General features: G+C 58.1%; 15 protein-coding genes and 1 tRNA gene. 14 read left to right on the top strand and 2 right to left on the bottom strand.

Annotation, left to right across the window (positions count from 1 at the left end):
* Positions 1-130: 130 nt before the first annotated feature.
* Positions 131-215: transfer RNA gene (locus GHO42_RS13120), tRNA-Leu, on the bottom strand.
* A 106-nt stretch (positions 216-321) separates the two neighbouring features.
* On the opposite strand from GHO42_RS13120, the gene queA reads away from it, so the two are divergent.
* From queA to GHO42_RS13090, 6 genes are all read left to right on the top strand, one after another.
* A complete protein-coding gene (gene queA, locus GHO42_RS13115; RefSeq protein WP_095025428.1) occupies positions 322-1,383 on the top strand; it encodes a tRNA preQ1(34) S-adenosylmethionine ribosyltransferase-isomerase QueA in 1,062 nt (353 codons plus the stop codon).
* 11 nt (positions 1,384-1,394) lie between these two features.
* Entirely contained in the window at positions 1,395-2,510 is a 1,116-nt protein-coding gene (tgt, locus tag GHO42_RS13110) for a tRNA guanosine(34) transglycosylase Tgt (RefSeq protein ID WP_083369874.1), read from the top strand.
* A 42-nt stretch (positions 2,511-2,552) separates the two neighbouring features.
* Entirely contained in the window at positions 2,553-2,888 is a 336-nt protein-coding gene (gene yajC, locus GHO42_RS13105; RefSeq protein ID WP_095001475.1) for a preprotein translocase subunit YajC, read from the top strand.
* Positions 2,889-2,954: 66 nt separating this feature from the next.
* A complete protein-coding gene (gene secD / locus GHO42_RS13100) occupies positions 2,955-4,823 on the top strand; it encodes a protein translocase subunit SecD (RefSeq protein WP_153327966.1) in 1,869 nt (622 codons plus the stop codon).
* A 9-nt stretch (positions 4,824-4,832) separates the two neighbouring features.
* On the top strand, positions 4,833-5,747 hold the full coding sequence (gene secF / locus GHO42_RS13095) for a protein translocase subunit SecF (protein WP_095001473.1): 915 nt from the start codon (positions 4,833-4,835) through the stop codon (positions 5,745-5,747).
* A 121-nt stretch (positions 5,748-5,868) separates the two neighbouring features.
* The gene (locus GHO42_RS13090) at positions 5,869-6,396 is read left to right on the top strand and encodes a glycine zipper 2TM domain-containing protein (RefSeq protein ID WP_095001472.1); all 528 of its coding nucleotides are present in this window, start codon (positions 5,869-5,871) and stop codon (positions 6,394-6,396) included.
* 159 nt (positions 6,397-6,555) lie between these two features.
* Here GHO42_RS13090 and suhB read toward each other — a convergent pair whose 3' ends face one another.
* Positions 6,556-7,371: an inositol-phosphate phosphatase gene (gene suhB / locus GHO42_RS13085; RefSeq protein WP_016779599.1), complete on the bottom strand. Its 816-nt coding sequence runs from the start codon at positions 7,369-7,371 to the stop codon at positions 6,556-6,558.
* Between the two features lie 144 nt (positions 7,372-7,515).
* On the opposite strand from suhB, the gene trmJ reads away from it, so the two are divergent.
* The 8 genes from trmJ (at position 7,516) to hscA (ending at position 14,390) form a co-directional block, all read left to right on the top strand.
* Complete coding sequence (gene trmJ, locus GHO42_RS13080; protein ID WP_095018331.1) at positions 7,516-8,286, top strand: tRNA (cytosine(32)/uridine(32)-2'-O)-methyltransferase TrmJ; 771 nt, start codon at positions 7,516-7,518, stop codon at positions 8,284-8,286.
* Between the two features lie 2 nt (positions 8,287-8,288).
* The gene (gene cysE, locus GHO42_RS13075; RefSeq protein ID WP_095001471.1) at positions 8,289-9,065 is read left to right on the top strand and encodes a serine O-acetyltransferase; all 777 of its coding nucleotides are present in this window, start codon (positions 8,289-8,291) and stop codon (positions 9,063-9,065) included.
* Between the two features lie 251 nt (positions 9,066-9,316).
* A complete protein-coding gene (iscR, locus tag GHO42_RS13070; RefSeq protein WP_003443378.1) occupies positions 9,317-9,808 on the top strand; it encodes a Fe-S cluster assembly transcriptional regulator IscR in 492 nt (163 codons plus the stop codon).
* Between the two features lie 49 nt (positions 9,809-9,857).
* Positions 9,858-11,072 carry an IscS subfamily cysteine desulfurase gene (locus GHO42_RS13065; protein WP_019823684.1) on the top strand — a complete coding sequence of 405 codons (1,215 nt, stop codon included), beginning with the start codon at positions 9,858-9,860 and terminating at the stop codon, positions 11,070-11,072.
* A 96-nt stretch (positions 11,073-11,168) separates the two neighbouring features.
* Positions 11,169-11,555: a Fe-S cluster assembly scaffold IscU gene (gene iscU / locus GHO42_RS13060; protein WP_007929523.1), complete on the top strand. Its 387-nt coding sequence runs from the start codon at positions 11,169-11,171 to the stop codon at positions 11,553-11,555.
* 68 nt (positions 11,556-11,623) lie between these two features.
* Positions 11,624-11,947, top strand: a complete 324-nt coding sequence (gene iscA, locus GHO42_RS13055; RefSeq protein WP_016779604.1) for an iron-sulfur cluster assembly protein IscA — start codon at positions 11,624-11,626, stop codon at positions 11,945-11,947.
* Between the two features lie 8 nt (positions 11,948-11,955).
* On the top strand, positions 11,956-12,477 hold the full coding sequence (gene hscB / locus GHO42_RS13050) for a co-chaperone HscB (protein ID WP_095001470.1): 522 nt from the start codon (positions 11,956-11,958) through the stop codon (positions 12,475-12,477).
* Between the two features lie 50 nt (positions 12,478-12,527).
* Complete coding sequence (gene hscA, locus GHO42_RS13045) at positions 12,528-14,390, top strand: Fe-S protein assembly chaperone HscA (RefSeq protein ID WP_095018332.1); 1,863 nt, start codon at positions 12,528-12,530, stop codon at positions 14,388-14,390.
* Positions 14,391-14,392 lie beyond the last annotated feature (2 nt).

The following is a 14,392-nucleotide window of genomic DNA, read 5'->3' as shown; positions in this document are numbered from 1 at the left end:
TGATGGGGGTACGGGCTGAGGGCAAGCAGGTCAGCCCGGGCGGGACAAATCGCAGGCACAAAAAAACCGGCGCGGTGGCCGGTTTCTCTGTATATCCAGGGTGCATTGAGCGGCACCTTGAATCTATGTTTGGTGCCCCGAGGGAGAATCGAACTCCCACTTCTTTCGAAAACGGATTTTGAATCCGCCGCGTCTACCAATTCCGCCATCAGGGCTCAATGGTGGCGAAGTATAGAGATGAGGTTTAGGTCGGTCAACAACTTATTGGTCTATTTTTGCCAAGTCCGTTAAACTCCCCGGCCCTGCTAGACGAAACCTATCATGCGCGTTGCTGACTTTACTTTCGAACTCCCTGATTCGCTCATCGCACGCCATCCTTTGGCGGAGCGCCGCAACAGTCGCCTGCTGACCCTGGACGGGGAGAGCGGCGTACTGGCACATCGTCAATTCACTGATTTGCTTGAACATTTGCGTCCGGGCGATTTGATGGTGTTTAACAATACCCGGGTGATTCCGGCCCGTCTGTTTGGCCAGAAGGCCTCGGGCGGCAAGCTGGAAATTCTGGTTGAGCGGGTGCTCGACAGCCACCGCGTGCTGGCCCATGTGCGTTCCAGCAAGTCGCCAAAACCCGGGTCGAAGATCCTGATTGATGGCGGTGGCGAAGCCGAGATGCTGGCGCGTCACGATGCACTGTTCGAGCTGGGCTTTGCCGAAGAGGTATTGCCGCTGCTGGACCGTGTCGGGCATATGCCATTGCCACCCTATATCGACCGCCCGGACGAAGGTTCGGACCGCGAGCGCTATCAAACGGTCTACGCCCAGCGCCTGGGTGCCGTCGCGGCGCCAACGGCAGGGCTGCACTTTGATGAGCCGCTGATGCAGGCCATCGCCGCCAAAGGCGTCGAGACGGCATTCGTGACCTTGCACGTGGGCGCGGGTACATTCCAGCCGGTGCGGGTCGAGCGTCTTGAAGATCACCATATGCACACCGAATGGCTCGAAGTGGGCCAGGATGTGGTCGATGCCGTGGCCGCATGCCGTGCCCGTGGCGGGCGGGTGATCGCCGTGGGTACCACCAGCGTGCGTTCGCTGGAAAGTGCCGCGCGCGATGGCGTGCTCAAGCCGTTCAGTGGCGATACCGATATCTTTATCTTCCCCGGTCGACCCTTTCATGTGGTCGACGCGCTGGTGACCAATTTCCATCTGCCGGAATCCACGCTGCTGATGCTGGTTTCGGCATTCGCCGGTTATCCCGAAACCATGGCGGCCTACAAGGCTGCGGTTGAACATGGGTACCGCTTCTTTAGTTACGGTGATGCAATGTTCATCACCCGCAATCCTGCGCCGACGGCTCCAGCCCCGGCCCCAGAGGATCAAGCATGAGCAACTGTCGTATGTCCTTCGAGCTGCTGGCCACTGATGGCAAGGCTCGTCGCGGTCGTTTGACCTTCCCCCGTGGTGTGGTTGAAACCCCAGCGTTCATGCCGGTCGGTACTTACGGTACGGTCAAGGGCATGCTGCCCCGCGATATCGAAGCGATCGGCGCGCAGATGATTTTGGGCAATACCTTCCACCTGTGGCTGCGCCCAGGCACTGAAGTCATCAAAAAACACGGCGACCTGCACGATTTCATGAAGTGGCAGGGCCCGATCCTGACCGACTCCGGCGGTTTCCAGGTGTTCAGCCTGGGCGCCATGCGCAAGATCAAGGAAGAAGGCGTGACCTTCGCTTCGCCGGTAGATGGTGCCAAGGTGTTCATGGGCCCCGAAGAGTCGATGCAGGTCCAGCGCGATCTGGGCTCTGACGTGGTGATGATTTTCGACGAATGCACCCCGTACCCGGCCGATGAAGACACTGCCCGTGTCTCCATGGAGCTGTCGTTGCGCTGGGCGCAGCGCTCCAAGAATGCCCATGGCGACAACACGGCGGCACTGTTCGGTATCGTTCAGGGCGGCATGCACCAGAACCTGCGCGAGCGCTCGCTCGAAGGCCTGAACAAGATCGGCTTCGACGGCCTGGCCATCGGCGGTTTGTCGGTCGGCGAGCCCAAGCACGAAATGATCAAGGTGCTGGATTACCTGCCGGCGATGATGCCTGCTGACAAACCTCGTTACCTTATGGGGGTTGGCAAGCCGGAAGATCTCGTTGAGGGTGTGCGCCGCGGTGTGGACATGTTCGATTGCGTGATGCCAACCCGCAATGCCCGCAATGGGCATCTGTTTATCGACACGGGTGTCATCAAGATCCGCAACGCGTTCCATCGCCATGATGATTCGCCGCTGGATCCGACCTGCGATTGCTACACCTGCCAGAACTTCTCCCGCGCTTATCTGCATCACCTGGACAAGTGCGGCGAAATGCTGGGTAGCATGCTCAATACCATCCATAATTTGCGCCACTATCAGGTGCTCATGGCTGGTTTGCGCGAGGCTATTCAACAGGGTACATTGGCCACCTTTGTCGACGCCTTCTATGCCAAGCGCGGGCTGCCTGTGCCGCCCTTGGACTGAGTTCCGGACCTTTAAGAAACAACATTGCAACTGGAGTGCTTAATGAGCTTTTTCATCTCTTCCGCTTTCGCGGACGCTGCTGCACCTGCTGCTGCCCCAATGGGTGGCGGTTTTGAATGGATCTTCCTGGTCGGCTTCCTGGTCATCTTCTACCTGATGATCTGGCGTCCACAGGCCAAGCGCGCTAAAGAGCAGAAAGCCCTGTTGGGTAACCTGCAAAAAGGCGACGAAATCGTGACCACTGGCGGTATCGCCGGCAAAATCGTAAAGGTTTCCGATGCTTTTGTTGTCATCGAAGTGTCTGACACTGTCGAGCTGAAAATTCAGAAAGGCTCGGTTGCAGCCACGTTGCCTAAAGGCACGCTGAAAGCGATCTAAGTTTCAACTTTCAACAATCGACGGGGCGCGCAAGGCGCCCCGCGTTTTAAGCGGGCGGCGTGATTGATGCTGAACAAATACCCTCTGTGGAAATACATACTGATCCTGGCAGTGCTGGCGATCGGTTTTATTTATTCCGCTCCCAATCTGTACCCTGATGATCCGGCCATTCAAGTGTCGGGTGCGAGCACGGCCCTGCAGGTCACTCAAGCTGATCTGGATCGCGCAAGCAAGGCGCTGACGGATGCAGGCATTGAAGTCAAGGGTGCTTCCCTGGCCCAGAACGGCAAAGCTGGTTTGCTGCGCCTGGTCAAGAAAGACGACCAGTTGCCAGCCAAGGATGTTGTACGCAAGGCTCTGGGTGACGATTATGTCGTAGCGCTCAACCTGGCACAGACCACGCCACAATGGTTGCGCAGTCTGGGTGCTCACCCGATGAAACTGGGTCTGGACTTGTCGGGCGGTGTGCACTTCCTGCTGGAAGTGGACATGGACAAAGCTGTCGATGCACGCATGAAAGTGTACGAGAGCGATGTCAAAAGCCTGCTGCGTAAAGAAAAAGTGCGTTATCGCAGCCTGCCGCAACTCAACGGTGCCATTCAGTTGGGCTTCACTGATGAAGCTGTCCGTGAGCAAGCGCGTAGCCTGATCCGTAAAAGCTTCAATGATTTCGACATTACCGCTGCAGACCTGAACGGTCAGCCGGTTCTGCGTCTGGCGATGACCCCGGCCAAGCTGGCGGAAATCCGTGAATATTCCATCAAGCAAAACCTGACAACCGTCCGTAACCGGGTCAACGAGTTGGGTGTTGCCGAGCCTCTGGTTCAGCGTCAGGGTGCCAACCGCATCGTGGTTGAGCTGCCGGGCGTGCAAGACACCGCCGAAGCCAAGCGTATCCTGGGCAAGACGGCCAACCTTGAGTTCCGTCTGGCGGCCGAGCCGGGCGCTTCCAAAGCGACGTCCGGAACTTTCGAGTTCCGTGAAGGTAACCGTCCTGGCGCGCAAATCGAGCGTGGTCTGATCATCACCGGTGACCAGGTAACCGATGCTCAGGCAGGCTTTGACGAGCACGGCCGGCCACAAGTGAACATCAAGCTTGATGGTCACGGTGGCGAGCTGATGAGTCGTTCGACGCGCAGCAACGTTGGTCGCAGCATGGCGGTAATCTTCATCGAGCAGAAGCCGGTGACGACTTACACCAAGCAAGTGGTTGACGGTGTCGAGAAGGACGTACCGGTTCAGTCGTTCAAAGAAGAGAAGAAGATCATCAGCCTGGCGACCATCCAGTCGCCGCTGGGCAGTCAGTTCCGGATTACCGGTCTGAATGGCCAGGGTGAGGCTTCCGAGCTGGCGCTGCTGTTGCGTGCCGGTGGTCTGGCTGCGCCAATGTACTTCGCTGAAGAGCGCACCATTGGCCCGAGCCTGGGTGCTGACAACATTACCAAGGGTGTCGATGCATCGCTGTGGGGCATGTTGTTCGTGTCGATCTTCATCATCGCCATCTACCGTTTCTTCGGTGTGATCGCGACGGTGGCACTGGCGGGCAACATGGTCTTGCTGCTGGCGCTGATGTCGGTGCTGGGTGCAACCCTGACCCTGCCGGGCATTGCCGGTATCGTGTTGACGATGGGTATGGCGGTCGATGCCAACGTACTGATCTTCTCGCGTATACGTGAAGAGCTGGCCAATGGCATGACACCGCAGCGGGCGATCAACGAAGGTTTCAACCGTGCCTTTACCGCCATCGTTGACTCCAACCTGACAACCCTGCTGGTCGGCGGGATCCTCTTCGCCATGGGTACCGGGCCGGTTAAAGGCTTCGCGGTGACCATGTCGCTGGGTATCTTTACCTCGATGTTCACGGCCATTATGGTCACCCGCGCACTGGTCAACCTGGTGTATGGCGGTCGGGACTTCAAGAAGTTGTGGATTTAAGGGGCTGCCATGTTACGTACAATCAACTTCATGGGCGTTCGCAACGTAGCGTTCGGCGTCACTGTACTGCTTACCGTGCTGGCCTTGTTCAGCATGTTCCACAAGGGCATGAACTACGGCCTGGACTTCACCGGCGGTACGCTTATCGAGCTGACCTACGAGAAGCCGGCTGATCTGACCAAGGTGCGTAACGAACTGGTTTCGGCCGGCTTCCACGATGCCGTGGTGCAGAGCTTTGGTGCTACCACCGACTTGCTGGTGCGTATGCCCGGCGATGATCCGTTGCTGGGTAACAAGGTAGCGGCTGCGCTGGGTCAGGCAGATACCAGCAACCCGGCGGTGATCAAGCGCGTCGAGTTCGTTGGCCCACAGGTGGGTGAAGAGCTGCGCGACCAGGGCGGCCTCGGCATGCTGATGGCGCTGGGCGGCATCATGCTTTACCTGGCCTTCCGCTTTCAGTGGAAGTTCGCTGTCGGCGCGATCGTGTCCCTGGTTCACGACGTGATCGTGACCATGGGCGTGCTGTCGTGGTTCCAGATCACCTTCGACCTGACGGTATTGGCGGCGGTGCTGGCGATCATCGGTTACTCGCTCAACGACACCATTGTGGTATTTGACCGGGTGCGCGAGAACTTCCGGGTTCTGCGCAAGGCCAGCCTGATCGACAACATCAACATCTCGACCACGCAAACCTTGCTGCGCACCATGGCGACATCGATCTCCACCTTGCTGGCCATTGCCGCATTGCTGATTTTCGGTGGCGACAACCTGTGGGGCTTCTCGATTGCCCTGTTCGTGGGTGTTCTGGCGGGTACTTATTCGTCGATCTACATCGCCAACGTGGTGCTGATCTGGCTGAATCTCAGTGCAGAGGATCTGATCCCGCCTGCGGCGAGTGAGAAGGAAGTCGATGATCGTCCATAACCAATAGTTATCGACGACTGTCACCTAAAAGGCGCGAGTTATTGAACTCGCGCCTTTTTTTGTGCTCCAACTCCAGGATTGGTGTGGGACTGTTCCCACTTAAGATGGTCTGGAGGTTCACGTGAACAAGTCATTGCTGGTGGGTGCTGTACTGGGTGCTGTCGGTGTTACAGCCGGTGGTGCTTTTGCCACTTACAGCTTGGTGAAAGGCCCTGAGTCTGCGCAGGTGCTGGCCGTTGTGCCGGTCAACCAGCAGATCAAAACGCCGCGTGAGGTGTGCAAGGATGTGACTGTGACGCGTCAGGCGCCGGTCAAGGATCAGCATCAGATTGTCGGCAGCGTGATTGGTGCTGTCGCCGGCGGCTTGCTGGGTAATCAGGTGGGCGGCGGTAACGGCAAAAAGATCGCGACGGTTGCCGGTGCGGTGGGTGGCGGTTATGCCGGTAACAAGGTGCAGGAAGGCATGCAGGAGCGTGATACCTACACCACGACCCAGACGCGTTGCAACACGGTCAATGACATCAGCAGCAAGGTCGTCGGCTATGACGTGCGCTATTCGCTCAATGGCAAGGAAGGCAAGGTGCGTATGGATCACGAACCGGGCAATGAAATTGCCGTGGACAAGGAAGGCAAGCTGATCCTGAATTAAATTCTTGTGGGAGCGGGCTTGCTCGCGATGCGGGCGGCTCGGTCTGTCAGGCAAATCGCGGTGATGCTATCGCGGGCAAGCCCGCTCCCACGGGGTGGGGTAATTGCAAGGCCAAAAAAAAGCACCCCGAAGGGTGCTTTTTTTGTCTGCGGTATTCGCTTAGCGTTTCAGCGAGGTTGGCAGGTGAGGCTGGATTGCAGTCAGGACAGCTTTGAAGCACTTGGTGTTACCGGCAACGATATGACCTTTTTCAAGGAAATCGTGGCTACCGGTAAAGTCACTGACCAGGCCGCCTGCTTCTTGAATCAGCAGTGCGCCTGCAGCCATGTCCCACTCGGACAGACCCGACTCCCAGAATGCATCGAAACGACCTGCAGCCACGTAGGCCAGATCCAGGCTGGCAGCGCCTGCGCGACGGATGCCGGCAGTCTGGCCAACCAGGCTGCGGAACATGCCCAGGTAGTTGTCCAGGTTGTCCATCTGGTTGTCACGGAACGGGAACCCGGTACCCAGCAGGGCGCCTTCCAGGCTGGTACGACCGCTAACACGCAGGCGGCGACCGTTCAGTTGGGCGCCACGGCCACGGCTGGCGGTGAATTCTTCCTGGCGAACCGGGTCAAGAACCACTGCGTGCTCAAGGCGGCCGCGGTATTTGCAGGCGATGCTGACGGCGAAGTGTGGAACGCCGCGCAGGAAGTTGGTGGTGCCATCCAGTGGGTCAATGATCCACAGGTAGTCTTCACCTTCACCGCTGCCTGGGTGCATGCCGGTTTCTTCACCGAGGATGCCGTGCGTCGGGTAAGCCTTGCGCAGGGCGTCGATGATTTTCTGTTCAGCAGCACGATCGACTTCAGAGACGTAATCCTTGGCGTCTTTTTCGTCAACCTTGATGGTATCCAGGCGCTCGATGGAGCGGAAAATCAATTCACTGGCGCTGCGGGCGGCGCGCAGCGCGATATTCAGCATGGGCTGCATGGACGTTTCACCTAAGGTTGTTAAAGAAAGCCGAATATTCTATCAGAAAACTTTGGTAGATGAAGGTTTGCGTTAGCTTTCGTAGCTTATGACGTTTTGCTTAGGTAAGATTTGCTCCCTTTTGCTGGTCTGTGAGCGCTTCCTTTGCTGCCTAATATTCGTGTCGTTCTGGTCAATACCAGCCATCCCGGGAACATCGGCGGTGCTGCGCGTGCCATGAAAAACATGGGGTTGTCGCGGCTGGTTCTGGTTGAGCCGAGGGTGTTCCCGCACCATGAGGCCGACGCGCGCGCCTCGGGCGCCGGTGACATTCTGGAAAATGCACAGGTTGTCGCGACCCTTGAAGATGCCCTGGTGGGCTGCAATCTGGTGCTGGGTACCAGTGCCCGCGACCGTCGTATCCCCTGGCCGCTGCTGGATCCGCGCGAGTGCGGGCAGAAAGTGGTTGCAGAGGCGGCCCAGGGTGCGGAAATCGCGCTGGTGTTCGGTCGTGAAGACTCCGGTCTGACCAATGACGAGTTGCAGCGTTGTCACTTCCATGTGCATATCCCCTCTGATCCCGAATTCAGTTCCCTGAACCTCGGCGCGGCCGTGCAGGTGCTCAGCTACGAGATCCGCATGGCCTGGCTGGCGGCCCAGGGGCAGCCGAGCAAGATCGAGAAAGAAGAGGTGGCGTCCACCAAGAGTGGCGAGCTGGCCACCATGGATGAGCTGGAGCGCTTTTATGAGCATCTGGAGCAAACCCTGGTAGCTATCGAATTCATGGATCCGGAAAAGCCGCGCCACCTCATGGCGCGTCTGCGTCGGCTCTACGGTCGCAGTGCTGTCAGTCGTGCCGAGATGAATATTTTGCGTGGCATTCTCACCGAAACCCAAAAAGCAGCCCGTGGCGAGCTGCTCAAGCGCAAGGATTAATGATGTTCGAGCGTCTGCGTGAAGATATCCAAAGTGTGTTTCACCGTGATCCTGCAGCCCGTAATGCTTTTGAAGTGCTGACGTGCTACCCGGGGATGCATGCGATCTGGATTCACCGCTTGTCGGCGCTGTTGTGGCAGGCTGGCTGGAAGTGGCTGGCTCGTCTGGTGTCCAACTTCGGGCGCTGGCTGACCGGGATTGAAATTCACCCGGGGGCCAAGGTCGGGCGTCGTTTCTTTATTGATCACGGGATGGGTATCGTGATTGGTGAAACCGCCGAAATCGGGGATGACGTGACCCTGTATCAGGGTGTGACCCTGGGGGGGACGAGCTGGAACAAGGGCAAGCGCCACCCCACTCTGGAAAATGGTGTCGTGGTAGGGGCGGGCGCCAAGGTATTGGGGCCGTTCACTGTCGGGGCGGGGGCCAAGGTCGGTTCCAATGCGGTTGTGACCAAGGCTGTGCCGCCGGGCGCGACCGTAGTGGGTATTCCGGGGCGCATCATTATCAAGAATGACGATGAAACTGAGGCCAAGCGCAAGGCAATGGCTGAGAAAATCGGTTTTGACGCATACGGTGTCAGTGAAGATATGCCGGATCCGGTGGCGCGGGCCATTGGCCAGTTGCTGGATCATCTGCAGGCGGTCGATGGCAAGCTGGATGGTATGTGTGGCGCGCTCAAGGATTTGGGCAGTCCTTACTGTGCGAAAGAGCTGCCTGAGCTGCGCGAAGAAGACTTCGCCTGCGTCAAGGGCAAGGACGAAAGCACGGCGGTCTAGATTCTGGGTGCTGTGGGAGCGAGCCTGCTCGCGATGCTGGCGCTGCAGTCTTTGAGGCTGGTCGAGCTGCCGCCATCGCGAGCAAACCCGCTGCCACAAGATGTGTGTCATGTGCCATTACGCCGCAGACCCTGCTACAATGCGCGCGCTCTTTTGCGGGTAATCCCGACTAAAGTACTAGGTCTAATAGTTGACTTAAATAGTCGGGAATAGCATACTCGCTTCCATTCCGAATTCCGTGGTACCTGTCCATGAGACTGACTACAAAAGGCCGTTACGCCGTAACTGCAATGCTCGATTTGGCGTTGCACGCACAGCACGGGCCGGTGTCCCTGGCCGATATTTCCGAGCGCCAAGGCATCTCGCTTTCCTACCTTGAGCAACTGTTTGCCAAATTGCGCCGCAGCAGCCTGGTTTCCAGTGTGCGTGGCCCGGGTGGCGGCTATCAGCTGTCACGCGACATGCAGGGCATCCAGGTAGCTCAGGTGATCGATGCCGTGAACGAGTCCGTCGATGCCACGCGTTGCCAGGGCCTTGGCGACTGCCATGCCGGCGACACCTGCCTGACCCACCACCTGTGGTGCGACCTCAGCCTGCAAATACACGATTTTCTCAGCGGTATCAGCTTGGCTGACCTTGTCACTCGCCGTGAGGTACAAGAAGTAGCCCAGCGTCAGGATCAGCGCCGCTGTAATGGCAAAGCGCCGCACCTGGATAAGATCGAAGCGTCCGCCGTCGAGTGATTGCATAAAAACGACGGTGCGCCAGCCAGCCTGATTTAGGAGATAGTCCATGAAGTTGCCAATTTACCTCGATTACTCAGCCACTACCCCGGTTGATCCGCGTGTTGCTCAAAAAATGAGCGACTGCTTGCTGGTTGACGGGAACTTCGGTAACCCGGCTTCGCGCTCTCACGTGTTCGGCTGGAAAGCTGAAGAAGCGGTTGAGAACGGGCGTCGTCAGGTTGCTGACCTGGTTAACGCTGACCCCCGTGAAATTGTCTGGACCTCCGGTGCGACCGAGGCCAACAACCTGGCAATCAAAGGTGCAGCGCACTTCTATGCCACCAAGGGCAAGCACCTGATCACCGACAAGATCGAGCACAAGGCCGTTCTCGACACCATGCGTCAGCTTGAGCGTGAAGGCTTTGAAGTGACCTATATCGAGCCGGGCACCGATGGCCTGGTAACGCCGGCCATGGTTGAAGCCGCGATGCGCGACGACACCATCCTGGTTTCGATCATGCACGTGAACAACGAAATCGGCACCATCAACGATATCGCTGCCATTGGTGAGCTGACTCGCTCGCGCGGCGTGTTGTTCCATGTCGATGCGGCACAGTCCACCGGCAAGGTTGAAATCGACCTGGCCAAGCTGAAGGTCGACATGATGTCGTTCTCGGCGCACAAAACCTACGGCCCTAAAGGCATCGGCGCACTGTACGTAAGCCGCAAGCCTCGGGTGCGTATTGAAGCAGCCATGCACGGCGGCGGTCACGAGCGCGGCATGCGTTCGGGTACCCTGGCCACCCACCAGATCGTGGGCATGGGCGAAGCGTTCCAGATCGCCAAAGAAGAAATGGCTGCAGAGAACATCCGTATCAAGGCGTTGAGCGACCGTTTCTTCAAGCAGGTTGAACACCTTGAAGAACTGTACGTCAACGGCAGCATGGTCCACCGCGTTCCGCACAACCTGAACCTGAGCTTCAACTACGTTGAAGGCGAGTCGCTGATCATGGCGCTCAAGGATCTGGCTGTGTCGTCCGGTTCGGCCTGTACTTCTGCTTCCCTCGAGCCGTCCTACGTATTGCGCGCCCTGGGCCGCAATGACGAGCTGGCTCACAGCTCCATCCGCTTTACCTTCGGCCGTTTCACCACCGAAGAAGAAATCGATTACGCCGCGCAGAAGGTTTGCGAGGCTGTTACCAAGCTGCGCGCCCTGTCGCCGCTGTGGGACATGTACAAAGACGGCATCGACATCTCGAAAATCGAATGGGCGGCGCACTAACAATTTAAGTCGCCGTAAGTAGACGCTGTAAGCGCAGCGAACAGCAGCTTTTACAGCGTCTCAAGAGCGACTCTCTGATGAGTGAGGATTAGTACCATGGCTTACAGCGAAAAGGTCATCGACCACTACGAAAACCCGCGCAACGTCGGCAAGATGAACGCGGAAGACCCGGATGTCGGCACCGGCATGGTCGGCGCCCCTGCGTGCGGCGACGTAATGCGCCTGCAAATCAAGGTCAACGAGCAGGGCATCATTGAAGATGCCAAGTTCAAGACCTATGGTTGCGGTTCGGCAATCGCTTCCAGCTCCCTGGCGACCGAGTGGATGAAAGGCAAGACTCTGGATGAAGCAGAGACCATCAAGAACACTCAGCTGGCTGAAGAACTGGCTTTGCCGCCGGTAAAAATTCACTGCTCGGTACTCGCTGAAGACGCCATCAAGGCTGCTGTTCGCGATTACAAGCAGAAGAAAGGTTTGATCTGATCCGTACTGCTTGCGCCCGCAAGTGGCGCAGGCAAGGTGAAGAAACTGGCAAAAGGTAAGGAGTCACGATGGCTATCAGCATGACAGAAGCGGCTGCGCGACACATTCGCCGCTCCCTTGATGGGCGCGGCAAAGGTGAGGGGATTCGTCTGGGTGTTCGCACCACGGGCTGTTCCGGTCTTGCCTATGTGCTGGAGTTTGTCGATGAAGTAGGTGAAGAAGACCAGGTCTTCGAAACCCATGGCGAAAAAGTGATCATTGATCCGAAAAGCCTGACCTATCTTGACGGCACCGAACTGGATTTCGTCAAGGAAGGCCTCAATGAGGGCTTCAAGTTCAATAACCCTAACGTGCGCGGTGAATGTGGCTGCGGCGAAAGCTTCAATATCTGAGGCTGATCGTGGGTACTCCTTGTCATTTTGCTTTGTTTGAGCTGCAACCGGGTTTCAATCTGGACCTCGATCAGCTGGCTGTGCGCTATCGAGAGCTGGCGCGTGGTGTTCACCCGGATCGGTTTGCCGATGCTTCCGAGCGCGAGCAGCGCCTGGCGCTGGAGCAGTCCGCCAGCCTCAATGAGGCTTACCAGACGCTCAAAAGCCCTGCCAAGCGTGCGCGTTACCTGCTTGCGCTGAAGGGGGGCGAGTTGCCGCTGGAAGTCACGGTGCACGATCCCGAGTTCCTGATGCAGCAGATGCAGTGGCGCGAAGAACTTGAAGATTTGCATGACAGCGCCGATATGGCCGGTATTGCAGCATTCAAGCGTCGACTGAAAGTCGCTCAGGAACACCTGAACGACAGCTTCGCAGCGTGTTGGGATGATGCTGCGCAGCGTGAGCAGGCTGAACGCCTGATGCGCCGCATGCAGTTCCTCGACAAGCTAACTTACGAAGTGCGCCAGCTAGAAGAGCGCCTCGACGATTAACTCCGTGCTTCCCTGATGGCACGCCTGATTACAGATAAGTCCTGATTACGATGGCCCTACTGCAGATCGCCGAACCCGGCCAAAGTCCTCAACCGCACCAGCGACGTCTGGCTGTGGGGATCGACTTGGGCACTACCAATTCGCTGGTCGCTGCTTTACGCAGCGGCCTTTCCGAGCCTCTGGCCGACGCCAATGGCAATGTCATTTTGCCGTCTGCCGTGCGCTATCACGCTGATCGCGTCGAGGTAGGCGAGTCGGCACGTCTGGCAGCCTCCAGCGACCCGTTCAATACCGTGCTGTCGGTCAAACGCTTGATGGGACGTGGTCTGTCCGACGTCAAGCAGTTGGGCGAGCAGTTGCCTTACCGCTTTGTCGGCGGTGAGTCGCACATGCCGTTTATTGACACGGTGCAAGGCCCTAAAAGCCCGGTTGAAGTGTCTGCCGAAATCTTGAAGGTGCTGCGTGAGCGCGCCGAAAAGACCCTGGGTGGTGAATTGGTGGGGGCGGTGATTACGGTCCCGGCCTATTTCGATGACGCTCAGCGCCAGGCCACTAAAGACGCGGCCAAACTGGCTGGTCTGAATGTGCTGCGCCTGCTCAATGAGCCGACAGCGGCCGCCGTGGCCTATGGCCTGGACCAGTCGGCTGAAGGCGTGGTGGCTATCTATGATCTGGGTGGGGGGACGTTCGATATCTCGATCCTGCGCCTGACCGGCGGTGTGTTTGAAGTCTTGGCTACCGGCGGCGACAGCGCGCTGGGTGGCGATGACTTCGATCATGCGATTGCCAGCTGGATGGTCGAGCAGGCCGGATTGTCTGCCGACCTTGATCCAGGCACGCAGCGCACCTTGCTGCAGGCTGCCTGCGCTGCAAAAGAAGCGCTGACCGATGCGTCCTCGGTGACGGTTGCCTTTGGTGGCTGGCAGTCCGAGCTGACCCGTGAAGCCTTCGACGCCATGATCGAGCCAATGGTTGCGCGCAGCCTCAAGGCTTGTCGCCGTGCTGTGCGCGACGCCAATATCGAGATTGAAGACGTCCAGGCCGTCGTCATGGTGGGTGGTTCGACCCGTGTACCTCGTGTGCGTGAAGCGGTCGCTCAGATGTTTGGTCGCGAGCCCCTGACCGATATCGACCCGGATCAAGTGGTTGCCATTGGTGCTGCGATCCAGGCTGATACCCTGGCCGGCAACAAGCGCGATGGCGGCGAGCTGCTTCTGCTTGATGTGATTCCGTTGTCCCTTGGTCTGGAGACCATGGGTGGCTTGATGGAAAAGGTTATTCCGCGCAACACCACGATTCCGGTGGCGCGCGCGCAGGACTTCACCACCTATAAAGATGGTCAGACGGCCATGATGATTCATGTGCTGCAGGGTGAGCGCGAGCTGATCAGCGATTGCCGCTCCCTGGCGCGCTTTGAATTGCGTGGCATCCCGCCGATGGTGGCCGGTGCCGCAAAAATTCGCGTGACCTTCCAGGTCGATGCCGACGGTTTGCTCAGTGTGTCGGCCCGCGAGCTGGGTTCAGGTGTTGAAGCCAATATCCAGGTCAAGCCTTCCTACGGCCTGACCGACGGCGAAATCGCCAAAATGCTCAAGGATTCGTTCCAGTACGCCAGCGACGACAAGGTCGCCCGCGTATTGCGCGAGCAGCAGGTGGATGCCCAGCGTCTGATCGAGGCCGTGCAAGCAGCCCTCGAAGTCGATGGCGAGCGTTTGCTGGATGCCGAAGAGCGCATGGTGATCGAGCTGCAGATGCAGGAACTGTCCGAATTGTTGAAAGGCACCGATGGTTACGCCATCGAGCAGCAGACCAAGCGTCTGTCGCAAGTGACCGATGCCTTTGCAGCCCGTCGCATGGACTTGACCGTCAAGGCCGCTTTGTCGGGTCGCAACCTGAATGAAATCGAGGAATAACT

Origin of the sequence: Pseudomonas sp. FSL R10-0056 (assembly GCF_009600105.1) — a bacterium.
GTDB lineage: Bacteria > Pseudomonadota > Gammaproteobacteria > Pseudomonadales > Pseudomonadaceae > Aquipseudomonas > Aquipseudomonas bubulae.
This window is presented reverse-complemented; position numbering and strand designations above follow the sequence as displayed.